This window comes from Candidatus Binataceae bacterium, from assembly GCA_035508495.1.
Classification (GTDB): Bacteria; Desulfobacterota; Binatia; order Binatales; family Binataceae; genus JASHPB01.
Window position 1 is genome coordinate 24,857 of the sequence record DATJMX010000069.1, and the last position, 23,728, is coordinate 48,584.

Annotated in this window: 22 protein-coding genes and 1 tRNA gene; 11 read left to right on the forward strand and 12 right to left on the reverse strand. The window is 60.8% G+C overall.

Annotated elements, in window-relative coordinates:
* Positions 1–25: 25 nt before the first annotated feature.
* The gene (locus tag VMA09_20500; GenBank protein HUA36004.1) at positions 26–367 is read right to left on the reverse strand and encodes a hypothetical protein; all 342 of its coding nucleotides are present in this window, start codon (positions 365–367) and stop codon (positions 26–28) included.
* Positions 368–1,073: 706 nt separating this feature from the next.
* Here VMA09_20500 and VMA09_20505 point away from each other — a divergent pair.
* Positions 1,074–2,186 carry an FtsX-like permease family protein gene (locus tag VMA09_20505; GenBank protein HUA36005.1) on the forward strand — a complete coding sequence of 371 codons (1,113 nt, stop codon included), beginning with the start codon at positions 1,074–1,076 and terminating at the stop codon, positions 2,184–2,186.
* 2 nt (positions 2,187–2,188) lie between these two features.
* Positions 2,189–3,352, forward strand: a complete 1,164-nt coding sequence (locus VMA09_20510; protein ID HUA36006.1) for an ABC transporter permease — start codon at positions 2,189–2,191, stop codon at positions 3,350–3,352.
* 8 nt (positions 3,353–3,360) lie between these two features.
* Here the strand turns inward: VMA09_20510 and VMA09_20515 are convergent, their stop codons facing one another.
* The 5 genes from VMA09_20515 to VMA09_20535 form a co-directional block, all read right to left on the reverse strand.
* Positions 3,361–4,692 (reverse strand): DUF1329 domain-containing protein, encoded by a 1,332-nt coding sequence (locus VMA09_20515; GenBank protein ID HUA36007.1) that lies wholly within the window; start codon positions 4,690–4,692, stop codon positions 3,361–3,363.
* Positions 4,693–4,809: 117 nt separating this feature from the next.
* A complete protein-coding gene (locus tag VMA09_20520; GenBank protein HUA36008.1) occupies positions 4,810–6,114 on the reverse strand; it encodes a DUF1329 domain-containing protein in 1,305 nt (434 codons plus the stop codon).
* Between the two features lie 68 nt (positions 6,115–6,182).
* Positions 6,183–6,629: a DUF4019 domain-containing protein gene (locus VMA09_20525; GenBank protein ID HUA36009.1), complete on the reverse strand. Its 447-nt coding sequence runs from the start codon at positions 6,627–6,629 to the stop codon at positions 6,183–6,185.
* 4 nt (positions 6,630–6,633) lie between these two features.
* The gene (locus VMA09_20530) at positions 6,634–7,668 is read right to left on the reverse strand and encodes a DUF5808 domain-containing protein (protein ID HUA36010.1); all 1,035 of its coding nucleotides are present in this window, start codon (positions 7,666–7,668) and stop codon (positions 6,634–6,636) included.
* Entirely contained in the window at positions 7,665–8,084 is a 420-nt protein-coding gene (locus VMA09_20535; GenBank protein ID HUA36011.1) for a GntR family transcriptional regulator, read from the reverse strand. Before VMA09_20535 ends, VMA09_20530 begins: the two co-directional genes overlap by 4 nt.
* Positions 8,085–8,245: 161 nt before the next feature.
* Between VMA09_20535 and VMA09_20540 the strand changes: the two genes are divergently transcribed.
* Positions 8,246–9,130 carry an LLM class F420-dependent oxidoreductase gene (locus VMA09_20540; GenBank protein HUA36012.1) on the forward strand — a complete coding sequence of 295 codons (885 nt, stop codon included), beginning with the start codon at positions 8,246–8,248 and terminating at the stop codon, positions 9,128–9,130.
* 236 nt (positions 9,131–9,366) lie between these two features.
* Here the strand turns inward: VMA09_20540 and VMA09_20545 are convergent, their stop codons facing one another.
* Entirely contained in the window at positions 9,367–10,476 is a 1,110-nt protein-coding gene (locus tag VMA09_20545; protein ID HUA36013.1) for an LLM class flavin-dependent oxidoreductase, read from the reverse strand.
* 102 nt (positions 10,477–10,578) lie between these two features.
* Between VMA09_20545 and VMA09_20550 the strand changes: the two genes are divergently transcribed.
* Complete coding sequence (locus VMA09_20550; protein HUA36014.1) at positions 10,579–11,970, forward strand: amidase; 1,392 nt, start codon at positions 10,579–10,581, stop codon at positions 11,968–11,970.
* A gap of 124 nt (positions 11,971–12,094) precedes the next feature.
* Complete coding sequence (locus VMA09_20555) at positions 12,095–12,541, forward strand: peroxiredoxin (protein ID HUA36015.1); 447 nt, start codon at positions 12,095–12,097, stop codon at positions 12,539–12,541.
* Positions 12,542–12,560: 19 nt separating this feature from the next.
* Here VMA09_20555 and VMA09_20560 read toward each other — a convergent pair whose 3' ends face one another.
* On the reverse strand, positions 12,561–13,472 hold the full coding sequence (locus VMA09_20560; GenBank protein HUA36016.1) for an alpha/beta hydrolase: 912 nt from the start codon (positions 13,470–13,472) through the stop codon (positions 12,561–12,563).
* A gap of 95 nt (positions 13,473–13,567) precedes the next feature.
* Between VMA09_20560 and VMA09_20565 the strand changes: the two genes are divergently transcribed.
* On the forward strand, positions 13,568–14,731 hold the full coding sequence (locus tag VMA09_20565; GenBank protein HUA36017.1) for an acyltransferase: 1,164 nt from the start codon (positions 13,568–13,570) through the stop codon (positions 14,729–14,731).
* 43 nt (positions 14,732–14,774) lie between these two features.
* Positions 14,775–16,157: a sulfatase-like hydrolase/transferase gene (locus VMA09_20570; GenBank protein HUA36018.1), complete on the forward strand. Its 1,383-nt coding sequence runs from the start codon at positions 14,775–14,777 to the stop codon at positions 16,155–16,157.
* A 368-nt stretch (positions 16,158–16,525) separates the two neighbouring features.
* Here VMA09_20570 and VMA09_20575 read toward each other — a convergent pair whose 3' ends face one another.
* Positions 16,526–16,858 (reverse strand): hypothetical protein, encoded by a 333-nt coding sequence (locus tag VMA09_20575; GenBank protein ID HUA36019.1) that lies wholly within the window; start codon positions 16,856–16,858, stop codon positions 16,526–16,528.
* A gap of 84 nt (positions 16,859–16,942) precedes the next feature.
* Entirely contained in the window at positions 16,943–17,311 is a 369-nt protein-coding gene (locus tag VMA09_20580; GenBank protein ID HUA36020.1) for a hypothetical protein, read from the reverse strand.
* Here VMA09_20580 and VMA09_20585 point away from each other — a divergent pair.
* The gene (locus VMA09_20585) at positions 17,304–18,233 is read left to right on the forward strand and encodes a hypothetical protein (GenBank protein HUA36021.1); all 930 of its coding nucleotides are present in this window, start codon (positions 17,304–17,306) and stop codon (positions 18,231–18,233) included. The two genes, VMA09_20580 and VMA09_20585, sit on opposite strands and share 8 nt — an antisense overlap.
* A 77-nt stretch (positions 18,234–18,310) precedes the next feature.
* A complete protein-coding gene (locus tag VMA09_20590) occupies positions 18,311–18,700 on the forward strand; it encodes a VOC family protein (protein ID HUA36022.1) in 390 nt (129 codons plus the stop codon).
* On the opposite strand, the gene VMA09_20595 is transcribed toward VMA09_20590, so the two are convergent.
* Both VMA09_20595 and VMA09_20600 read right to left on the reverse strand, forming a co-directional pair.
* On the reverse strand, positions 18,697–19,080 hold the full coding sequence (locus VMA09_20595; GenBank protein ID HUA36023.1) for a cupin domain-containing protein: 384 nt from the start codon (positions 19,078–19,080) through the stop codon (positions 18,697–18,699). The two genes, VMA09_20590 and VMA09_20595, sit on opposite strands and share 4 nt — an antisense overlap.
* A 25-nt stretch (positions 19,081–19,105) precedes the next feature.
* Entirely contained in the window at positions 19,106–19,921 is an 816-nt protein-coding gene (locus VMA09_20600) for an alpha/beta fold hydrolase (GenBank protein HUA36024.1), read from the reverse strand.
* Between the two features lie 231 nt (positions 19,922–20,152).
* Between VMA09_20600 and VMA09_20605 the strand changes: the two genes are divergently transcribed.
* Positions 20,153–23,359, forward strand: a complete 3,207-nt coding sequence (locus VMA09_20605) for an AAA family ATPase (protein HUA36025.1) — start codon at positions 20,153–20,155, stop codon at positions 23,357–23,359.
* Positions 23,360–23,452: 93 nt separating this feature from the next.
* Positions 23,453–23,530 (forward strand) — tRNA-Glu (locus tag VMA09_20610).
* Positions 23,531–23,728 lie beyond the last annotated feature (198 nt).

A 23,728-nucleotide genomic window follows, 5' to 3' on the forward strand; every position in this document is an offset into this window, starting at 1 on the left:
GATGCCGGCGGCTCCGCATCCGCGGTTAATGTGATGTACTCGCCATTCTGCCAGGATTGAAGAATTCCGGCGTTCCAGCGCGCTTGTTGATATACCAGCATTCGCGATCTGAGCCATGCGGAGCCGGAGTATAGACCACCGTCGAAAACCCGTCCTGCACATCCTCGTCGACCATCGCGGTCTCAAACACGCGCCGGAAGAAATAAATCGCTACCCTCGCATCCGGATAGGATCGGTCTCGATACGCATAAAATAGCGCGAGCGTTTTCCATAGCTCGCCGCCAATCTTGTATTGGTCCGACGCAGTGACTACCCATGCTGCAGAATCGATATAGAGAACGCACCGCGTAGCTATCCGTTTCGACATCGCGAATATCCACATCGTCGGTGAAGCCCGGGCGAAAAGTAAAGTTCCACATTACCTTGCCAGCAACCTGAGGATCCTTAGGATCAGCGCGAAAGGCTGACCCGCTACATAGTTCTCTAGGGTGCCGTCACGGGCCAGAGCCACCTGCGATGCGTATTTCTCAGTAGCTTCCTTATACGGCGGCGGCCAGTCCAGGTGAGAGATCGGCACAATCTTCATTTGCATCCCCTGCTTGACGAGCAGCAGTTGCCGGGGCTGACGAGTCCAGCGACCTCCGACGCGTTCGCCGGCGTAACCAGCTCACCGGGCTCGAGCTCCGCAGCCAATGCCGTGCGAGGCCGGAAAAGGAACACGAGCGCCGCGAAACCGGATAAAGAAAGGAGAAAGAGTGACAAGGGCTGCCCGACAGATCCTGGTCGCATAACCACTCCTGTCAGTCCGCCGATCTGTCAACTGTCTGTGAGAGGCATACACTCGGACGAGCGATACTGCAAACGAGATTTTCGCAGGTCAGATGCGAACATTTGGTGGCCTGCGGTTAGCTCGCTGATAGCAACCGCCTATGCAGCGTTTCCATGGCATTGAGGTGCGAGCTGTCCATGTGTAAAGTAACGCTCTCGCATCATCAAGCGGAAAGGGGGTTCGTCTCCTGGTTCCGATCCGGTACAGCATTCGAAGTCTCGGCCAGCGGCTGACTTCTTCGACCATGACCGCGCTTAGCGTGGCGATGGTCGTAATGGTGTTGACGATCCTGCTCGGCTTCGTCGACGGCATGCGGCGCACGATCACGTCTGCCGCCGGCCGCAACAACTACATCCTGGTTTTTCGCGGGGTTAAGATCGAGGCCGGCTTCATCAACCACGAGTCACTCGACATCCTGCGCACCCGCCCTGAAATCGCGACCGATGCCCGCGGCAACGCGCTGATGTCGGCTGAGATACTCATTCCCTTCGATCCCACGCCCGACGCGCCGCACGCTTCCACTGCCACGATTCGGGCGATCCAGTCGCCAGTCGGGTACGAGGTGCACAACAAGATCAAAGTGATCGAGGGACGTCTGCCCGAGCGCGGCAAGAATGAGTGGATCGTCGGCCAGCGACTGCTGATTCGTTTTCCCGGACTTCATATCGGCGCCAAGATGCGGCTGGGACGTTCAAAAGTCGATTTTCCGATTGTCGGCGTGTTCACCGACGACGGCAGCACCCGGGAATCCGAAGTGCTGATGGATTTCAACGATCTTGCGGTGATTAATCACATTCCACCGGCCGAGCTCGGCGCGAATACCGTGCATTTGATCCTGAAGCCCGGGTATGAGGAGCAGTTTGCCGCCGGGCTGCGGGCCGATTCGAGGCTTCGCGTCGATCTATATAGCGAACGCGACTTCTACAATCAGTTGGCCGGTACCAGCAACCAGCTACGCAGCCTGGGATTGGTCGTTGCGATGATTCTAGCTATAGGCGCGCTCTTCGGTGCGATGAATACGATGTATTCCGCGGTCGCGCGTCGCAAGCGTGAAGTCGGAACGCTGCGCGTGCTGGGCTTCGGCCGCGGCAATGTGCTCACCGCGTTCATCATGGAAAGCGCGGTGCTGGGACTCTGCGGCGGTGTCATCGGCGAAATCCTCGCGATCGTCGTGGCGCACGCCACCGGTCTCGAAAGCCGCTTGATGACCGTCGGCAACATGATGTTCGCCTTCGATCTGACGCCGTCGGCGTTCGGCTACGGCCTCATTGCCGCGATCATTATCGGAATATGCGGGGGCGTACTGCCGGCGTGGCAGGCGTCGCGCCTCGATGTAGTCGAGGCACTGAGAGACTGAAGATGAAATTCCTCGTCCTCATCTTTCGCAACATGATGCGCAATCCGCGGCGCACGGTATTGACTATTCTCACGATCGCGGTTGCGACACTTGTCTTCGCGATGCTGGTGTCGGTGCCGACTTCGATGGACCGAATAGTCGATCAGCTCTCGAAGCAGCAGCGGCTGTTCGTCACTAATCGCGCTGGTCCATGGAACGTGCCGGCGAAGTACTGCCTCGATATCAAGAAGCTTCCCCATGTCACGGGATGCGCAGCCGACTTCGACGACTTTATGCTCTATCGCTCCGATTCGGACTGGATCGGCATCTCAGAAGCAGACCTTGAGTTGCTCGACATGAGTGCCGATCTTCAAGGCGGCAACCCCGAGGATCTTAAGCGCTTCAAGGCGGACCGGCGCTCGGCTGCTGTCGGCTACGAAACCATGAAGCGCTTCGGCTGGCATGTCGGGCAGCAGGTGATGCTACGTAACACCTGGAACGGTCAGGCGATCAGTTTGCCGTTCATTATTCAGACCATTGTGCCCGATCAGACCTATCCGAATCTGTTCCTGGTGCGGCGCGATTATATGGATGAGGCTTACAAGGCGCACGGCCTGAAAGACCTCATCGGACGCGCCTCGCGATTGCTGGTGGGGGTCGATAATCCTGACAACATGGGTCAGGTAGCGCGCGTGATCGATGAGACCTATCGCAACTCTGATACTGAGACGCGCACTGAAACTGAGAGCGACTTTATTTCGAGCAATCTCGCGAGCGTCGGAAATATTCGTGCCATTATCGCGAGTCTCGTGTTCGTCGTGCTGATCACCGTACTGCTCATTTCCGGCAACTCGATGGCGATGACGGTGCGCGATCGGATTCCCGAGGTCGCGCTACTACGCACACTCGGTTTCGGCAGATGGCGCATCGGCTTCCTGCTCTTCGGCGAGGCCGTCTTGCTCGGCCTCGTCGGCGGCGCGATCGGCTCTATCGCGGCGCTCATGATGTTCCTCAACGGCACCGATCTCGGCGCCCTGACCAATGGTCTCGCGCTGATCTCGGTCTCGCCGATGGTGGCGATCGTGTCCTTTGTGACTGCGATCGCAGTTAGTATCGTCAGCGGAACGATTCCCGTTGGCGGCGCTCTCCACACGCCGCCGGCGATCGCACTGCGCAAGGTGGTCTGAGTCAATACTCAGTGATCAGCGATCAGCGCCATGTGATGCGGATCGAGAAACGCCTTGGTCACGATACCCATGTTGATATACCAGCATTCGTGGTCCGGCGACTCACGCCCCGGCATCGAAATGACGGATGAAAAGCCCGTTTGCAGGTCCTCATCGACGAGCCCAACCTGGAACGCGCGCTTGTAAGGATAAATAGCAACTTTCGCATCGGGAACTGGACGGTCGCGATAAGTGTTGTAGGTCGCGATCGTTTTCCAAAGCTTGCCTTCCTTGTCGTATTGATCGGATGCGGTAATGAACCACCCTTCAGAGTCGATATAAAGAATGCGCTTGGGAATTAACACGTTGTCGCTGCCGATTCGCTGATGCCATGAAAGCGGCTTCGCATTCGCCTCGATCACATAGAGCTGCCGCATTTCCCAGTTCTCCGGACAGATCGTGCGATTACCGTCGGTGGCGCAGGGTTTGACCGGAGTATTCGCCGCCTGCACGACTGCCAGCATCGGCTTGATGCCGAGCAGCTTGTAATCGTAGTTCTCAATCTTGGCCGAGAATCCGAAGTAGGAATCGGGATCGAGCGTAGTGGCGTAGGTGCTGCTCGGACCCTGGTTGGCGCCGCTCAGCGCGCCCATCACATCGGACAGCGTGTCCGCAGTCACTTCGCGCACGCGCCGATTGCTGGGAATGTAAAACCAGGCATTGTCGTCTTTGTCAGGATCTATGTAGCGATAACGCACGAGGCCGAAGCCGCGAATCTCCGACGGCTCGAGGAACGGAAACGAACCAAACTTGTACCGGATACCGGGACCCTGACCTTCAGGATCAGTGGGGATAGGTGGAACCTCAGTGCGTCCGATATTGTTGTAAAAGGCAAAGTGCGCGATCAGGAAATGCTCGACCGGATCGCCGCCGGTCGGGCGATAGCTATCCACTTCGACGTCGCGAATATCTGCATCGTCGGTGTATTGCGGCCGGAAACTGAAATTCCACATGACCTTGGTCGCGACCTGGGGATCATTTGGATCCAGCAGCGGAAAGGGCTGCCCGGCGACATAGTATTGGAGCTCACCCTTCGGATTGAGGCGAACCTGCGGTGAGTATTTTTCAGTCGCGGATTTATACGGCGGCGGCCATTCGAGGCGCTCCGTCGGTACGATCTTCATCCGCATCCCCTGCCGCACCAGCATCAGGTTGCCCGGGCTCACGAGATCGGCGACCTTGGCGGCGTTGTCAGGGCCGATTTCGTCGCCCGGTCTGACTTGCGCCTCGGCGCGACTGCCGACTAGGCCAGCGATCGTTAGCGCAATTATTGTCGTTGCAACTCGGCGGGCGAGATCCATAGTGTTCCTTCCTGAGCTCCCGGCCAGAGCTCTGACGAGAACGAAAGAACGCCGGGGGAAGGATCACAAATCGGTGGGGTCCACACCGTCACCTTGCCCCCGGCGGGAGGCCCAATCTCAGTGTCCCAATCTCACGATCGCGTCGGGCTGCAATGTGCTCGGCCCCACCACGCCTTGGTTGATATACCATGAGTCGCCATAGTCACTGTCGCGGCTGGGAGTGAACATCACAGTCGAAACGCCAGTGCGAACGTCTTCGTCAACCATCGCCGTCTGAAATATACGTTTGAAAGGCCAAATCGATACTTTCGCATCGATCGTCGGCCGATCGCGGTAAGTATTGAAAGTGGCTACGGTCTTCCACAATCTTCCGTCGTTATCATAGAGATCTGAAGCGGTAATGAAGAAGCCTTCCGAATCGATATAGATAATCCGGCGCGGGACGGCCGGCGGCGATCCGAAAAGTGAGGTCTTTCGCGCGGTCGCTTCGATTACATAGAGGTGCCTTAGTTCCCAGTTCTCTTTGCACACCGATCGCCCGTTATCAGTATTGCAGGCATGAGCCGGCGAATCTTCGGCCTCAACGCACGCGAGCATCTCTTTTACGCCCAGCAGCTTGTAGTCAAAGTCCTCGATTTTGGCGGCAAATCCGAAGTACGAATCGGGATCGATCGTGTTGGCGTAGCTCGTTCCGCCGACCCCGCTCGAATCACTCTGCGATCCGCCCTCGATCGTATCGGAAAGGCCGCTCGGCGAGATACGGCGCGTGCGACGTGTGGTCGGATCGTAAATCCACACGTCGTCTTCCAGTGCGGGATCGAGATGGCGATAGCGCAAAAACCCGATCCCGCGCAGCTCCGACGGCTCTAGTATCGGATAAACGGCAAAGCGGTATCGGATCCCGCTCGAGCTCGCGTCGGGATCGCTGGGCGTAGGCGCGATTTCCGTGCGACCGACATTGTTGTAGAGCGCGAAGTGCCCGATCGTGAAATGCTCGATCGCATCCGACGCATGGGGATCGCTGTTGCGATTCTCGGCCTCTACATCGCGGATATCGACATCATCGGTGTACTGCGGCCGGTAGCTGAAGTTCCACATGATCTTTTGCGCGATTTGCGGATCATTGTAGTCGAGCATCGGGAACGGCAGCCCCGCTTCGTAGTTCGTCAGCTCTCCCCGTTCTGAGAGTCGGACTTGCGATGAATATTTCTCAGTCGCGGCGCGATAGGGTGCCGGCCAGTCGATCGTGCCGGTCGGCACGATCTTCATCGTCATGCCTTGCTTCACGAGCAGCAGATTTCCAGGGCTGACGAGATCGGCAACCTGCTGCGCTTGGTCCGCGGTAACGACCTCACCTGGCGTGACGTGCGCGCGAGCCTCAATTGAAAGTACCAGGATACTCGCGATGACCGCGCCTGCCAACGCGAACTGCCGCAGATAGATTCGCGGACGATTTGAAGCGAGCTGATATTTGCAATGCCGGACCATTACTACTTGATTGAATACTCCGAAACACGCCACTTACCGTCGGCGTCAACCATCGGAGTGACTATTTCAACGGCGGATTTCTTATGCGCAAAACTCGAATCGTATTGGATCAAGATGTATTGCCCGTCAGGAGCACCGGGCAGCGTGGTCACGAATTGCTCGGTTCTGAGCCGCCGCGATACCACCGGGCCGAGTGCACTGCGCCAGAGCGCGACCTGCCGTTTCCAATCCTGCTTGGTGACGGCATTGCGAAAATAGGTCGACGCTTCGAGCCAGCTCGCATTGAACTTGCCGGCATCGACGAGTTTGAGCCAGCTTTCCGCGGCGGCATTGGCATCCTTGGCGGCATTGCTCTGATCGAGCGCCCAACCCGTCGCGCAGGTCGCTGTGAGCACGGCCAATACCATCAGGATCGATCTGGCGATACGTATTTCGAACCAGCGTCTCATTGCATCACGAGGCCAGCGACATCACGAAAGCGAAGCCGAGCCCTAAGGGAGCGAGGGCGAGCCCGATTAGAATCCAGGCGCGGGTGTGACCGAAATTCACGGTCCATCCGAGTCCGAAGCGCTTCTCCACGAAAAGCGCGGCATCGTCCGGATTGTAGTAGAAAATGCCGAGCTTCCACGCGCCGTCGGGCGTGTAATCATTGGATTGCGAGGGGGCGCGGCTTCCAATCGGACCAACGATAATCAGGCATAGCGAGCTCGCCGCCAGGAGCGACAGCAATAGTAACTCGTACGGATGCACATCGACACCGAGCGGCAGCATCGCCGAGGCCGCAACGAAGTATTCCGCGCCGAGCATGATCGCGATACAGCCCGTGGGCAGGCGATACCACGCGCGCTCGCCCGTGCCGTCGGGCCGGCGAATCCAGAACAGGAATCCATAACCGAAGAACGCGAGCAGCGCGGCTACTCCGGCGAGAAGCGCGAGCATCCCGTATACGTGCAGCGGCGTGCGTTGCACCCATACGTCGGGCTGGCCGTTGAGTCCCCAATGGACGGGATATGGATCTGGAATGTACTGCCAGTTGAGGTAAGTCCACGCGAGCGCCGCGCACATCGCGACCAGCGGCGCCATCACCAGCAGTGCCAGCATGATCGGCGGCTCGCGGCGCGTGAAATCGGCCTCGCGAACCGCGTCTGGTTCGGCGCGATGGCGCGAAGTCGCCGCACGAGCCATCGCGAAGCTCGCGATGAAGAGCAGGTACTGCGCACAGAATGCGCCCGGGCCGCTCCAGGCTTCGAACTGCTCCACGCCGCCGAGCGCGATGAAGATCCCGACCACCGCCGAAAGCAGCACCCCTCGGCGATACCGCCTGACGATGCGTGCGTGGTCGGCGGAATCTCGGAAGTCGGGGCTGACCGTGATCGAGAACGCCACCGACGGCCGGCTGAACTCCGGCATCAGGTATTCGAGCGACGCCATCGTCAGCACGACCATCGTCCACACCGGATTGATGTGGAGGACGTTGAACCAGATCACCGCTCGCCTTCCTTTCGTTTGGGCGTTAGGAGCGATTCGGCAACGTCTTCAAATTCCGAGCGGATCACCTGTGGCGAGACTCCGGCCGCACGAACCTGCGCGATCAATCCGCGCAAGCGCTGCGCGAAAGCGACGCGCGCCTTGTTGGTTGCGGCGGGAGTGCTGCGCGCGGTCACAACGGCGCCGCGCCCGCGCTCCAGGAGGAGCCAACCTTCATCGGCAAGGTTGCGATACGCTTCAGCGACCGTATTGTGGTTGACCCCCAAATCAACCGCGACCTGGCGGACCGTAGGCAGCCTGTCGCCAGGACTTAGTTGCCCTGCCACAAGCATCGCGCGCACCTGGTCGGCGATTTGTTGGTAAACCGGAATCGTTGAGCTGAGGTCTATTCTTAGTGATCGTTTGTTTGGCGCCATGGTTGCCCTGTTTTGTCTAGCACTGACATACAAGAACCGCGCTCTAAATGCAATAGGGCGACTTGCCCGGGGATTGGGGCGGGAAATCGCGCACGGGGTTGGGATTCTATGCCACAGGTAGGTTAGAGTGCGACTAAATCGAGCAATAAGGAGCTGCAGCGATGAAAATCGGAGTCATGATCGCGGCCACGGCCGAATCCGGAGACATCGCGGAGATTTCGCGCGAGGCCGAAAACCTCGGCTACGAGTCGCTCTTCATCCCCGAGCATCCCGTGATTCCGATTGGCTTCAAAACTCCCCTGCCGGGCGGTGGCGGCGGCACGCTGCCCGAGCATTATGGGCGCTGGATGGATCCCTTCGTCGCGCTCAGCGTCGCCGCCGCGGTGACGCGCCGCATCAAGCTCGGCACCGGAATCTGCCTCCTGCCTGAGCGCGAGCCGATTATCGCAGCCAAGACGATCGCGACGCTCGATGTCATCTCGGGCGGCCGGGTTATCCTCGGCGTGGGCGCGGGATGGCTCCGCGAGGAGACGGAGGCGCTTGGCACGCGTTTCGAGACCCGATGGAAGCGCTTGCGCGAGACGGTCGAGGCGCTCCGCGTGCTGTGGAAGGAGCCCGCGCCCAGCTATGAAGGCGAACTGGTGAAGTTCCCGGCGGTGCGATGCGATCCCAAGCCAATTCAAAAATCCGGACCGCCTATTCTGCTCGGCGCTCGCGGACCGAAGGCTATCGAACGCGTGGTCCGCACTTATGACGGATGGGTTCCAATCGCGGGCAAACCCTCCAGCCTCAAGCGCGACATTGAGGCTCTGCGCAAAGCTGCAAGCGAGCGAGGTCGAAATCCCGACACCTTTGATATCAGCGCGTTCATCGCGCCGGCAGAAGACGGCATCTCGTCCGACGATCTGCAGGCGTACAAGGACGCTGGCGCAAACCGGCTCGTGCTCTTCTCGCAGGGCGACGCAATCAAGATGGCATCGGGTAAAACGATGGAGATCGTGCGTCGGCTGGCGCCGACCGTGGAGCGCGCAACGCGGCTTAACTGACGATCGACGCCGTAAGGCTGCACGAGCTTCACGGCGCAGAAGCGGCACGTATCGCGGACCTTCGAAGTACGACAGCCGGATGACCCGTGCGATGAGCCACCGCATACGGGATTGCGAAGCGTCCGAGTCCGAGCACGCGCCTTCCACGCCGCGCGAGTTGCCATGTGGCTGCGCTGCCCATCCCGCCGACGCCAAACGACGATAACGTCGAACTCCATCGCCGCTGCGATGCGACTCTAGCGCTGGAACTGGGGAACCTCGGGCTGCGCGCCGATGCGCATCGGCGCGCTCATCACCTCACTCACCAGCGCCTGCTGCGACGCCGCCCACGCCTCGTGCTCTTCGGAAAAATCAAACGTCAGCACCAGCATCGTGCCGAAACCGCCGCAGGCGCCGTACATGTCGTCGAATTTCTGCTTCACCGTGCGCGGCGAGCCAACCAGCCAGTTGTGCTCGACGAGATACTCCGGCGTGACATCGGAGTCGGCAACTTTTTGATCGTGCTTGAAGAGCGAGAGCAGGCCGAAGTCGCCGAATAGCGGCAGCAGGTATTCGCGATACGCTCGCGCCAACATCCCCTTGAGCGCGAGGCGCTTGGCCTCGGCGTCGGTCTCCGCGATATAAACCTCGCGCACGACGCGCCAATCCTCGCGCCTGGGCTTGCGGCCGGTCTTGGCCGCGCCGCGCTCGACGGACGCCCAATGTTCGGCTAGGTACGCGCTGGACAGGTTCAGGCTCATCGGCATAAAGCCGCGCTCGCCGGCGATTTCGAGCGTGTCGGATTTCGGCGTGAGTCCCGCGATGCCGATAGGCGGATGCGGTTTCTGATACGGCTTGATGTGGAACTTCAACGTGCGCAGCATCGGCTCGATGCGATTCACGGTCCAATATTCGCCGCGGTATTCGAAAGGCGTCTCCGATTCCCACAGCTTGAGAATGATGTCGAGCGCCTCGCGCGTCATCTTGCGATTCTGACCGCCCTGCCCGTCAACATTGAATAACCGCCAGTCACTCGGCAGTCCGCTCGAGCCGACGCCGAACATGAAGCGGCCCTTGGCGATGTGATCGAGATAGGCGACGCGGCAAGCGAGCTCGGCGGGATGATGATATGGCAGCAAATGCGCACCCGGCGCGAGCTTCATCCGCGACGTACGCAGCAAGCCCTGCGCAATCAGCAGGTCAGGCGCGGGGTTCGGCTCCCATGGCGAACAGAAATGCTCGCCGATCCATGCTTCGGAAAAGCCCGCGCGATCGCACAGCTCGAGATGTTTCAGGTCCCATTCGAAGCCCTCGCTGAAGCTGCGTTCCGGCGGATGCGACGGCATCATAAAGATTCCAACATTCATGGCATGTCCTTACCACATCAGACGGAAAACGCACGAGGCAATACGATCGCCGGCTCATGTGCTAGGGTTCGCTCTGCTCCGGCTTTCTCATTCGAGGGCCTCATGGACACGGAACAGATTTGCTTTCTATCGATCGCGGACCTCGGCGCGATGCTCCGCGCACGAAAGATCTCCTCCTCGGAAGTTACGCGAAGCCTGCTCGATCGCATCAGACAGCTCGATTGGAGATTGCACTCCTACATCACCGTGCTCGAGGAATCCGCGCTGGCACACGCGGCTCAAGCTGATCGGGAAATCGAAGCGGGCCGATGGCGCGGGCCACTTCATGGCGTGCCAGTTTCCGTCAAGGATCTGTGCCAGACGAGGGGCGCGCTGACGACCGCCGCGAGCAAGGTCTTGCGCGAATGGCGTCCCGATTCGAGTGCGACCGTCGTCACGCGGCTCGAAGCCGCCGGCGCCGTGATGCTCGGCAAGCTGAATCAGACCGAGTTCGCCGGCGGCTGGTACCATCCGGAATTTCCTGTTCCGATCAATCCGTGGAATCCGGCGATTTGGCCTGGCGCGTCATCCAGCGGTTCAGGCGTCGCGACTGCAGCTGGTCTGTGCTTCGCTTCGATCGGCACCGACACAGGCGGCTCGATTCGCGCTCCATCGGCGGCCTGCGGCGTGGTGGGGATCAAACCGACCTGGGGCCGGGTCAGCAGGCACGGCGTCGTTCCGCTGGCCGAATCACTCGACCATGTTGGCCCGATGGCGCGCACGGTAGGCGATGCAGCTCTCATGCTCGCGGCAATCGCAGGTTACGATCCACTCGACGATACGTCCCTGCGAGCGCCGGTTAATGATTACTCCGCGATGATCGGCAAAGGCATCGAGGGTATCCGCATCGGCGTCGATGAAAAGTTCATCGCGAGAGCCGCACCCGAAGTTGGCAACGCGGTAATCGCCGCGACGCGGATGTTGGAACAGTGCGGCGCTCGAATCGTGACGATCATGCTGCCTGACTTCGATCCGATCGTCACGGCGGGGATTAAGATTCTCGCCTGTGAGGCGGTCGCGGCTCACTCAAAGACATATCCCGCGCAATCGGCCGACTACGGGCCGGGCTTCCGCTCGATGCTCGAAGTGGGCGAGTCGCTGCGCGGCGCGGATTACGCAAATGCGCAGCTCGTGCGCGAGCAGTTCGGAAACCGTTTCCAGGCATTCTTCGAAGACGTGGACGTCATCGCCTGCCCTTCATTGCCGCGGATCGCGATTCCGGCTGGCGGCGGGCCGCCGGACGCCAAGCGGCTCCTGGAAGGCAATCCCCTCATGCGCTTCATGTCGCCGTTCAACATGAGCAGGAATCCCACGCTGTCGATGCCCTGCGGCGCGGGCGCGCCGCCGCCGAGCCTGCAGTTAATCGCGCGCCGGCTCGGCGAGGCGACGCTAATCCAGGCCGGCGCCGTATACGAAGCGGCGACCGAATGGCATCGGCTGCATCCCTCGATCTGACCGAGATCAAAGGCGGATCGAATCGCAGCGGCTTGATCCAGCCGCCGCGCACTCCCTACACTTTTCGAGTCGCGGCACTTATCGCGGCCAATTCGTCAAAGCTCGACGCAAGGAGGTTTGTGCGATGCTGAATGTTGGCGAGTCCGCGCCTGATTTCACCGTCAATACGCACGAGGGCAAACCGCTCACGCTCTCGTCGCTGCGCGGCAGCAAGATTCTGTTGTGGTTCTATCCCAAGGCTGACACGCCTGGCTGAACGATCGAGGGTCGCGGGTTCCGCGACCAACACGACGCGTTCGAAAAAGCCGGCATCGTCGTGCTGGGCATCAGCTTCGACGACGCCGCGGCCAATGCCGCTTTCGTCCAGAAGTTCAGCTTCCCGTACAAGTTGCTCTGCGATACCGATCGCAAAGTCGGATTGCTGTACGGTGCCTGTACGGACAAGACCGCGGGCTACGCAAATCGCATCAGTTATCTGATCGACGGGAACGGCAAGATCATGCAGACGTATCCGAAAGTGAGTCCCGCCGATCATCCAGCGCAGGTGCTGGCTGATGCGGCTCGGGCCTAAAGTCTCTTAGAGGATCTGATCATTGAGCAGCCGCCTGAGGTCCCTGACCGGACCCAGGCTGCTGCTCACTTCCACTCAGAAAGTGCATCAGCGATGCGTTGTACATTTGCGGATCCTGCAGAAATGCGAAGTGGCTCACGCGCGGCAGGATTAATTCTCCGGCGCCAGGGATCGTCGACGCCATGTAATCGGTATTTTCGCGCTTGATTGCTTCGTCGTGATCGCCGTCCACGATCCACACGGGCACCGCGATATGAGTCAACTGCTCGGCAGTGAAGTTCGGTTGCGTCGCCCACATATGCTCGATGTCGGCGAGGAACGACTTGTATTTCGTTGGAGTCGGCGACAGATGCGCATACTGATCGGCGGCTCGTGCGATGAACGCGGTGAAGACCGGACTCTGGTTGACGTCCTTGACCCCGGAGGGATTTGAATTCGCCGCAAACGCGAAGAGCCGCGTCACGCGCTCCGGATGATGGATCGCGATATCGAGCCCGACGATCGCGCCGTCGCTCCATCCGACGATCGCGGCCTTGTCGATGTGCAGGTAGTCCATCAGCGCGAGGACGTCGGATGACATCAGGTCGTAGCCGATCGGCGACTCGTCGCGCGAGCTGCGGCCATGGCCGCGGCTGTCCATCACGATCACGTGATAGCGAGACGCCAGCGCGCGCACCTGCAGCCCCCAGTAATCGGAATTCGCCAGGCCGCCATGGAGCATGATTACTGGCGCGCCGCGTCCGAATTCGGCAAACCAAAGATGGATGCCGTTCACGGCGGCGAGGCCGCTGCGCTCGGCCTTTGGCAACGTCGGGGTCGGCGGCAGGATCATCCACGGATACCGCGCCCAGCTCGATTCCGCCGACGCGAATAGCGCCACCAGTATAAATGCCAGGCTCCGCAGATAGGTGCTGGTTCGAGTTTTCGTCATCGTGGTTTCACTCACAGGACCAGCTATATACACCGAATGGCATCGGCGGTACTCGCGCTGCTAGCGTCGAGCGAGAGGATCGAAGGCTCATTTCTATGGATGGCGAAGGTGGCGAAGCGACGACTCGGATGCCGGGGCTCGACCTGCTGCGCGCGATCGCGATCCTGTGGGTTATGTACTATCACGCAGTCGTTTTCCATTTTGTCGCGCACTCGGACCCGGTCGCGAGGACCGGATGGATGGGCGTCGACCTGTTTTTCGCACTGAGCGGCTTCTTGATCGGAAACCAGCTCATTCGCCCGCTCACTCATGGACATCAGATCGATATCTGGCGGTTTTACGCGCGCAGGATGTTTCGCACCTGGCCGCCGTACCTCGCGGTCGTGGTGCTGTATTTCACATTGCCAATTGTTCGAGAGGCGCCGCCGATTCCGCCACTCTGGCGCTTTCTCACCTTCACGCAGAACCTGTTCAGCGACGCTGATCGCAGAACGGCCTTCTCGCACGCCTGGTCGCTATGCGTTGAGGAGCAGTTCTATCTAATCGCGCCGCTGGCGGTGTGGATGCTGGCGCGACGGCCCTCGGCGCTCAAGACGATCGTCGCGTGCGCATCGATTCTGATCGGCGGAGTCGTACTGCGCGCTGCGATCTGGAAGCTCGCGCTCGCGCCCTTCGTCGATTCTCCGCACCAGCTCGACTGGCATTGGATGAATTTGATTTACCGTCCGACGTGGTCGCGCCTCGACGGACTCCTCGCCGGCATCGTCCTCGCGCTGATACGCGGCCTTCGTCCGAAGGCATGGCGGCTGCTGATGGATTGCAGCAACACGATGTTAATCGCTGCCCTCAGTTTGTTTGCAATCGCGGCATATATCTTTCGCGATCAGGTCGACTTCATGCCGTCGGTGATCGGCTTTCCGATTCTCGCGATCGCCCTCGGCGGTTTGGTCGCCGCCGGCGCGAGTCCGTCGAGTCTCATCGGCCGCAAGGCGATTCCCGGCGCAGGCTTGGTCGCCGCGATGGCATACAGCCTCTATCTCACGCACAAATCCGTCTACCACCTCGTCAGTCTCTGCGCCGGCGGGACGCTTATGCCGCATCCGCTCCTATCGATCGCAGTGTATGGGGGCACCGCAACAATCGTCGGAGCTCTTTTCTTCGCCGCAATCGAACGCCCCTCGCTGCTCCTGCGCGATCGCGCCCTGAAGCCGCGCGGCGCCGCATCGCCGCCGATCCTTGCCGCAGGAACAATCAGCTAGTCATCATCTCGGAATCATTCTGGCCTAAAGGAGTTTCGCCTCTATGCCCGGCAAACCCAACTTCCTGCTCATCCTTGCCGATGACATGGGTTACGGAGACTTCGGCTGCTTCAACTACGGAATCTCGCGGACGCCGACACTCGATCAGCTGGTGCGTGGCGGCCTCTGCCTGACGCAGCATTATTCCGCCTCTCCCGTATGCGCTCCCGCGCGCGCGTCGCTGATCACCGGCCGCTATCCGCATCGCACCGGCGTGCTCGACACGCTCGAGATGCGCGGGCTCGACCGCCTGGCGCTGCGTGAACGCACTCTCGCCGAACTGTTGAAGCCTGCGGGCTACGTGACCGGGCTCGTCGGCAAATGGCACAACGGCGCGCTCGACGCGCGCTACCATCCGAACCGGCGCGGCTTCGACGAGTTCGCAGGCTTCTGCGGCGGATGGGCGCCGTACTGGAACTGGCGAATCGATCGCAATGGCTCAATCGGCTCGTCCGACGGCCGCTACCTCACCGACGTTTTCACCGAGGAGGCCGCCGATTTCATCCGGCGCCATCGCAGCGAGAGCTTTTTTCTGTACCTCGCGTACAACGCCCCGCATTTTCCTTTCGAAGCGCCTGACGATGCGATCAAGCCCTATCGCGAGACCGGCAGCTTCACCGCCGCCGTCAGCGCGATCTACGCAATGATCGAAATCATGGATCGCGGAATCGCGCGGCTGCTCGATCTGCTGGGCGAGCTCGGTCTCGCCGAGAACACGCTGGTCATGTTCTCGAGCGACAATGGTCCGCAGTTCGGCGGCCAGGGGGAAATGTGCACCGATCGCTTCAACTGCGGCTTCGCCGGCGCCAAGACCCTCGTCTACGAGGGCGGAATCCGCCTGCCGATGGTCATGCGGTGGCCGGCGGGACTCGGTCCTGCGCGGCAGGTTCACAACATGATTCACTTCACTGACTGGCTGCCAACTATCCTGTCGATCGCGGGCGCTGACACGCCCCGCGATCGCAAGCTCGACGGGATCGACGTGAGGCCCGTATTGAGCGGCGATTCCGGCAAGGCCCCCGGCGAGCGTTTCTGGCAATGGAATCGCTATTCGCCCGACGGCGAATGCAACGCCGCGATGCGCGACGGGCGATGGAAGCTCGTGCGGCCCGCGATGCGCGAGCTGATGAGAGTCTCGCAAGCCGACCTCGCGATGGACTTCGATTCGAAATACCACCCCGACAGGTACCCGGACATCGTGCGCGAACCGGAACCGGAGCGGACGCGCCCTGCGCCGCCGCCCGCGCAGCTTTTCGATATCGTCAACGATCCGTTCGAGCGCGTTGACTTGGCGGCGCGGGAATCTGATCGTGTCGCGCGAATGACTAATCAACTGATGGACTGGTTCACCGACGTCGAACGCGAACGGAAAACGATCGCGGAGTGAATAAAGTTCACATTCTGTAAAAACTACTCAATTTTAGATAACAATAGCCTAACAGAAGTTAGCTAGAAAACTTTGAGTAATCATTAAAGCCTGATCATCATAAGAAGCTTGCTTCTGATACATTTAGTATGGTACACCGCTAGCGACGAGATGCAGGGGATTTCTTTGTTTTGGGCGTCTCGCACTGAGTAACCGTCCCTTCAAGAGGCCGGTGAGTCACCGGTTCCACCGGTGACGGTCGCATCACCTACTAACCGCCGCGACCGAAATACGAATTGTCTCCCTGACGGCTATGCCGTCTGAGGGAGCGCTAACGGTGCGCCTACGCGTTTTTTAACTGCGCGTGGCGTGAAGGGTGTACGTGTGTCTCAAAATTCACGGACCTTTCGCATCGGCGTGCTGGTGTGCGCGCTGCTGATATCCACAATTCTTGCGACGCCCAGCTCGGGCGCGGCGCAGCTCTTCGGATGGTTGCCGATTTTCCGGCCAACTCCCACGCGCACGCCGACGCCCAAACCTACTGCGACGCCGACTCGCACGCCGACCCCCACACCAACGCGCACCCGCACCGCGACCCCCACTGCAACGGCTACCACCACTTCAACCGCGACATCCACACCCGGCGCCACTCCGACGCCGACCGCGACCGCCAGCACCACGGCTACCGCGACGGCGACCCCGACCGTGACTTCGACTGCCACTCCGACCGCATCGGCCACACCTACTCAAACAGCCACCGCCACGGCGACTGCTACCGAGACGGCGACCGCAACTGCAACTGCAACTCAGACGGCGACGCCTTCTCCGAGTGCGACGGCATCTGCAACCGCAACCGCAACGGCGACCTCAACGGCCACAGGCACTCCATCGCCGAGCTCCACACCGACGCCTTGCATCACGATCACCGCGCCCACGAACGACAGCACCGTGAGCGGCACCAGCGTCGCGATCACGACCAGGGACACCTGCCCCAAACTCTGGTTCGAAACGCTCCAGGTTGACGGTACGCAATCGGGCGCCTTCGCGCCCGGAAAAGTGGTGTTCAACAGCACGACCGTCAGCGACGGCACCCATACGATCACTGTGACCAGCCAAAGCGAAAACCCGAACTCCGTCGTTCTTGGTACTGCTTCCGAGACACTAACCGTGAACAATAGCGGGCTCTCGTCGAACGTCGGTCCGACGCCCACCGCGAGTCCGACTCCAGGCGGACCGCACTATTCGATGCTCGGTCCGGCAGCGACGTTGCCGACCGAATCATCATGCGCGGCGCAAGTGAACGCTTCGCCGATTGCCGAGAGCGCGCCCTGGAACGAGGACGACGGCACTGGCTACAACTCCAACCAGAGCCCTGCGGGTGGCGTGCCGAGCTACTTCTATCAAAACGCACCATGCTGCACGGAGCTGCCGAATGCGGATTTCCAGACCGTCGATGGCGCCTACGCGGGAACGACTGACGACATCTTCCGCGTCTATGCCTGCAAGTGGGGGATCGACGAGGATTACATTCGCGCCCAGGCTTACATCGAATCTCATTGGCATCAGGATTGCGCCGCGGCGCATGGCGGCAGCGGATGCGCAGAGGGCGGCGACGAGAACAATCCATCGGGATGCGTGAGTGGACTGCCTGTCACTGCTCTCACGCCCAATGGTCAATTCTGCGGCCTCGAAGGATTTGGCGGACTCGCGATGCCAAATCTGTATGCCTCGTGGTCAATCGTGCAGAACAAGGTCTTCTACGAATGGATGACGTGGCCGATGATGGGGGAATCGACACCCTTCGGGGTGGATTTCCGCTACGCCGAGATGCGTGGATGCGTGAACGGCGACCAGTATGGCTATTTCGACGCGCAAAGCCCGAGCGGCGCGACTGACTATGAGAACGCGGTCGCGGCCGCCGAGAGTAATCCCAGTGGCGCCTCGAAAATTTCCGGCTGGACCAACCTGCAGTACCTCGCCTACGGCTGTATCGACACACACTACAGCGGCAACTGGTTCAGCGGCAGCACCGACTCGTATCTGAGCGAGTTCCTGAGCACTCTGAGCAGCGCGCCGTGGCCGGGAGGGAACCAATAGGCGGCCGTAACCTTTTGCGATGCGCGCAGTTTAGAGGCTAGGAGCAAGCGGTCGCGCTCGACTCCGGGAGAGCCCTGATGAGCACGCACAACAGTTTCACCCGCGACGGCTTCGGGCAGGTGCGGCCTTACCTGTTCGGCCGCCTCGATCTTGCCGACTTCATCCGAACGGTTTTCGGCGCGCAGGAACTGAGCCGCCACAAGCTCGGCGACAAGGCTTTTCATATCGAGGCCAGGATCGGCGATTCCGTCGTCGTGCTCGAAGTCGCCGATCCGCCGCATGCCGCGGGCAAACCTAACTCGACCTACGTCTATGTTCCCAATGTCGATGCCGCCTACAAGCGCGCGCTCGGCGCGGGCGCGACCACGATGCGCGCGCCGGCGGATCAGCCTTACGACGAGCGCAACTGCGGCGTCGTCGATTCTTTCGGCAATACCTGGTGGATCGCGACGATGCTGAATCGTTAGCGCGGCGCCTGCCACGGCAGCGGCATCGCAGTGTCGTCGGCGTGGCGGACCTTCACCGGGGCGGCGCTGAGCGCGGCAATGAGGACCATCTTACTATCGCCGGTGTTGGCAATCTGATGAATCACATCGGCCGGGATGATCAGCGTCGAGTTCGGACCAAAGGCCGTGCCCTTGCCCTCGATCGTCAGCGTGCCTGAGCCTTCGAGGATCACGATCGCCTCCTCGCAGGCGTGACGATGAACCGGCGTCGCCGCGCCGGCCTCGATCGCCTGGCCCCAGACCTCGAGATTCTTCATTCCATGCTCAGGTCCCGCGAAGGTGCGATGGTTCAGACCTGGCAGATTGAATTCCGTCTGTGACGCATTGTTTACAACGGGCATGTCGTTCGTCTCCGGGTGAAATCGGTCATGCCCGCTCGCGATGCTCAAGGAGGAAATCTGGCACCGCGCGGTTGAATGCCTCGGGCTGCTCAATATTACTCAGATGCCCCGCCCCTTCAATGATCGTGAGGCGCGCGCCGGCGATGCGCCGCGCCATCGCTTGCGAGATCGCAGGAGGAGTCAGCGTGTCCTCGCCGCCGACCACAACATGCGTCGGGACCGCGATCTTTTCCAGCTCGAACTTGCGCGCGTAGTTCACCGATCCCGCGATCGTTTTCAAATACGACTCCTTGTGGAGCGCCGACATGCTCGCGACCAGCCGCTCGAAGACTCCCGCCCGCGGATTCTTGCCTATCAAAGTCCGCGCTACGGCCGGCGCCATGTCGCTCGGCTCCTTGCCCGCGAGCAGTGGCTCCTGGCGCAGCCGGATGAACTCGCTGCGCTGCGCCTCCGACAAATGGCCGAACCCCGGCATCGAATCGCACAAGGTGAGCGTTGCAACGCGATCCGGAAATCGCTCAGCGAAATCCAGTGCGATCACGCCGCCCATCGAAAGGCCAATCACATGCGCGCGGCGTGCGTCGAAATGATCGAGCACGCGGCGCAGATCCCTCGCGAAGTCCGCAAAGTCCAGCGCGCCTTCATAATGGTCGCTGTCGCCGTAGCCGCGCGCATCCCATGCGATCGCATGAAAGTCGCCGGCAAAGGCGCGAAGCTGCTCGCGCCAGTTGGTGCGATTCCCACCGATGCCGTGCAGGAAAATCGCAACCGGCCCTGCGCCGATATGCTCGACCGCAATCCGCGGCGTTCCAGGAACCAGCACTTTCACAGGCTCGGTCATCGCCTAAGCACCTATCAGGGATCGCAGTTTGTATGCACGCATGGCACAGAGTTTTCGCAACCGGCCGTTAACGATCTGCCAGGCACTCGACATCTTGCGTCGCCAATGGATACAATAACATGTCAAGTTGATTTAAAACATGATTGAGTTATAAAGTTCATTAGAAAGAATAGCTGAGTTATTTAGAGTCCTCGCGGTAGTGCCAGGACTGCGAGGGATCGGCAAATTATCGTGGCTCGGTCAGGCACAGTCACTCTTCTCTTCACCGACCTGGTCAACTCGACCAGCCACCTGCAAGACGCGGGTGACGAAGCCGGTCAACGCTTTTTCCGCGCTCATCACAAATTGATTACCGACGCGGTCACGGGCTGCGGCGGCGAGGAATTGCAATGGCTCGGCGACGGCGTGCTGGCCGCGTTTGGATCGACAGCCGACGCCGTGCGGAGCGCGATCAAAATTCAGCAGACGGCGCGGCGCCCGATCGGCAACGTGCGTTTCGAGATCCGGATCGGGATTCATTCCGGCGAAGCAATGCGCCGCGAGGAAGGCTATTTCGGCGCCGCGGTGGTGATCGCACGCCGGCTATGCGACCGCGCCGAGGCGGGCCAGATTCTGTGCAGCACGATGGTGGCGAACCTGCTGAACTCGCGCCACGCGTTTACCTTTGGCGAGATCGGACCGCTACAGCTCAAGGGAATCGTCGAGCCAATCGTCGCTTGCGAAGTGCATTACGAGCGCAACGATCCCGTCGCTCTGCTCAACCGCACCCCGTTTGTCGGCCGCGCGGTGCAGATGGAGCGCCTGCTTGCGAAGTTGGAACTCGCGTCAAACGGGCACGGTGCCGTCGCGATGCTCGTCGGCGAGCCGGGAATCGGTAAGACGCGCGCGCTCGAGGAATTTTCCGACGTGGCGCGACAGCGCAACGCGATTGTCTTGCGCGGCGCATGTTACGACGGCGAATTTCAGCGGCCATACGGTCCGTTCGCCGAAGTCATTGGCGCGTACGCGCAAGCGGCCTCGTTGGATCACCTGAAAAAGGTGCTCGGCCACAGCGCTTCAACGATTGCGCGCATCGCGCCCGGTTTGCGGCATTACCTCGGCGATGTTCCAGAGCCGTCGGCCCTCGACAAAGACGAAGAGCGCTTTCGCCTGCTCGATGCGGTCGCACAATCGCTGATCTCGATTGCGCAACTATCGCCGCTCGTTCTGATCCTCGACGATCTCCATTGGGCGGATCGCGGCACGGTGGCGATGCTCAACCATGTTGGACACTTTGTCGCGTCGAATCCGATCCTGCTGATCGGGGCCTATCGCGACAGCGAAGTCGGCCGGCTCCATCCGCTTTCCGCAGCGCTCGCGGCCATCAGGCGCACGCGCGATTTCGAGTCCATCGCGCTCGAAGGACTCGGCGCCACAGACGTCGCCGAGCTTCTCGGGATCATCGGCGATCAAACCGCACCGGCGCAGCTGGTCCAGACGCTCGAGGCAGAGACCGATGGAAACCCGTTTTTCATCCGCGAAGTTCTGCTGCACCTGGTCGAGGAAGGAAAAATCCTGAGCGCCGGACAGAGCTGGACGTCCGAACTCAGCATCGAAGAGCTGGGGATTCCCGAGGGCGTGCGCGAAATCATCGAACGCAGACTGATGCGTCTCTCGGATGACGCGAGAAGCCTGCTGACGGTGGGCGCGGCGTTCAAGGGCGAGTTCTCATTTGATGTCGCCGCCTCGGTCGCGGGTCTGAGCGACGACGCGGCATTGAGCGCAACCGACGAGGCGCTCGAAGCGCAATTGCTGCGCCCCGGCACCGTCGCCGACAACTTCGACTTCACCCACGCCTTGATCCGGCATTCGCTTTACTCCCAGCTCAACCCGGCGCGCCGCATCCGATTGCATCGGCGAATCGCGGAAACGATGGATCGCCAATGGGGCGACGAGGCGGCCGAACATGCGGCCGAAGTTGCGTATCACTTCTGGCGCGGCGCGGCAGCATTGGGCCGTGAGCATCGCGGTGTTGACTATGCGATAGCAGCCGCTAACTACGCCGAGAAGGCATATGCCTATGACGAGCTCGCGAGCTTTCTGCGCATCGCGATCGAACTGTTGTCCGCGACCGATCCTCGGCGGCAGGAGCTGCTGGTGCGTCTCGGCACGACGCTTACCTGGACGCAGCAGGAACAAGAGGCGCTGACCGTCATCAACGAAGTCGCAGGTCTGATTGAAACCGCATCGGGACCCGGCGCCAGCGCCGATTATCTCGAGACCGCCGCGAGATCGATGCATTTCGCGGGCTTGGCCAGCGGCTCGTGGGAGCTCGCGCGCAAGGGCTTGGAGCGCATCGGCGAACGACGCGACATTACCTGGGCGAGTCTCGCCGAGCTCGATCGCATCCGCATTGACGCCAGCGACCCCGAGAGCCATGGAATTCGCCGCGATTCGCCCGAGTTACGCGAGTGGCGCGCGACCATGAAGCGGCTGCCGATCGACCAGGTGATTGCGCACGGAATCGAACCGGCATTCGATTCGCGCGAAGAAACATTGAGAACTCCCGAAGCGCCGGCGAGTTGCCTGACCTTCCTGGCCGGCGACTATCGGCGCAGCCTGTCGATTTGGGAGCACGATGCCGGCGATCAGGAGCGCATGGGACGCATCGTCAAGGCGATGAGCTCGTGGGCCAATGTCGCGCGCTGTTACATCGCAATCGGTGATTTTGCGGCCGGCCAGGCGGCCTACGATCGCGCATGCGCTTTATCGGCGCGCACAACAGGCCAATCCGGACATCACCTGAGCCTCGCTTCAGTGAAGCAGGAGATGCTCATCGCGCTCGACTGCGGATGGGAAAGCATGCTGGGTGAGTCGAGCTACATCTCGCAGCCTTCGATCGAAACGCGCTGGGCGTTCGCCTCGATTTGCTCGACTGCCGCGTACATTTTTGCGCGCCTCGGCAATAGCCACGCCGCGTTGCAATGGCTGTCGATGGTCCCGCCTGCGCTCGAAGTTGGCGCGCCGTGCTTCCCCATCTATGGCATCGCGGCCTGCAACGCGGCATTCGCGCTGTGGTTGATGAATCGAACCGATCACGCCGAGATTATCGAGCGCAACCTGCGCGACAGGATGCTGCCCACCGATTTTCGACCGCCGATGCGCGATTGCCGGCTCTCGATCGCGCGCCTGTGCGCGCTGCAAAACCGACCTGACGAGGCGCGCCAGTGGTTCGCCGCGGCCCGCATCGCGCTCGACGAGCAAGGCGCGCGGCCAATGCGAGCGATCGTCGATTTCGATGAAGCCTTGATGTTCATCCGGCGCGGCTGCGGCGAAGATCGCGAACGCGCGAAACCCCTACTCTGCTGCGCCCTCAATCAGTTCAAAGAACTGGCAATGACGGGCTGGATAAAACGCGCCGGCGACCTCATGAGCGAGAACTCACCATCTTCCTCGTAACAATCGCCGCAGCTACTTGCCCCGCTTCTTGAGCGTCTGTTAGTTTCACCTGTCCGGCGCGCATCTGGCGCGCCAACTTATTTCAGGCTCAAAGTCCCCGTCGTCTAGCTCGGCCTAGGACACCGGCCTTTCACGTCGGTAACACGGGTTCAAATCCCGTCGGGGACGCCAAGATTCCTGAGGAAATTCCTGAGTTTCCCGCGTCTGAGCTGTCCTGGTTTGAACACCGGTGTTCAAACTGAGCGGCATCAGGAAGGTTCCGAAAGCTGGAACCGGCAATCTTGGAGAGCTCAAACGCATCGGTTTCGGAGGTGTGCACGTACCTGCCGTAGTGCTTAAGGAGGGTTGCCACTGCCACTCCAGTTTGAT

Bases quoted from the DNA above. Each gene is read 5' to 3' on its own strand.
- VMA09_20500 (HUA36004.1), bottom strand. From the start codon at position 367: ATGTCGAAACGGATAGCTACGCGGTGCGTTCTCTATATCGATTCTGCA.
- VMA09_20505 (HUA36005.1), top strand. From the start codon at position 1,074: ATGACCGCGCTTAGCGTGGCGATGGTCGTAATGGTGTTGACGATCCTG.
- VMA09_20510 (HUA36006.1), top strand. From the start codon at position 2,189: ATGAAATTCCTCGTCCTCATCTTTCGCAACATGATGCGCAATCCGCGG.
- VMA09_20515 (HUA36007.1), bottom strand. From the start codon at position 4,692: ATGGATCTCGCCCGCCGAGTTGCAACGACAATAATTGCGCTAACGATC.
- VMA09_20525 (HUA36009.1), bottom strand. From the start codon at position 6,629: ATGAGACGCTGGTTCGAAATACGTATCGCCAGATCGATCCTGATGGTA.
- VMA09_20535 (HUA36011.1), bottom strand. From the start codon at position 8,084: ATGGCGCCAAACAAACGATCACTAAGAATAGACCTCAGCTCAACGATT.
- VMA09_20540 (HUA36012.1), top strand. From the start codon at position 8,246: ATGAAAATCGGAGTCATGATCGCGGCCACGGCCGAATCCGGAGACATC.
- VMA09_20545 (HUA36013.1), bottom strand. From the start codon at position 10,476: ATGAATGTTGGAATCTTTATGATGCCGTCGCATCCGCCGGAACGCAGC.
- VMA09_20550 (HUA36014.1), top strand. From the start codon at position 10,579: ATGGACACGGAACAGATTTGCTTTCTATCGATCGCGGACCTCGGCGCG.
- VMA09_20560 (HUA36016.1), bottom strand. From the start codon at position 13,472: ATGACGAAAACTCGAACCAGCACCTATCTGCGGAGCCTGGCATTTATA.
- VMA09_20565 (HUA36017.1), top strand. From the start codon at position 13,568: ATGGATGGCGAAGGTGGCGAAGCGACGACTCGGATGCCGGGGCTCGAC.
- VMA09_20570 (HUA36018.1), top strand. From the start codon at position 14,775: ATGCCCGGCAAACCCAACTTCCTGCTCATCCTTGCCGATGACATGGGT.
- VMA09_20590 (HUA36022.1), top strand. From the start codon at position 18,311: ATGAGCACGCACAACAGTTTCACCCGCGACGGCTTCGGGCAGGTGCGG.
- VMA09_20595 (HUA36023.1), bottom strand. From the start codon at position 19,080: ATGCCCGTTGTAAACAATGCGTCACAGACGGAATTCAATCTGCCAGGT.
- VMA09_20600 (HUA36024.1), bottom strand. From the start codon at position 19,921: ATGACCGAGCCTGTGAAAGTGCTGGTTCCTGGAACGCCGCGGATTGCG.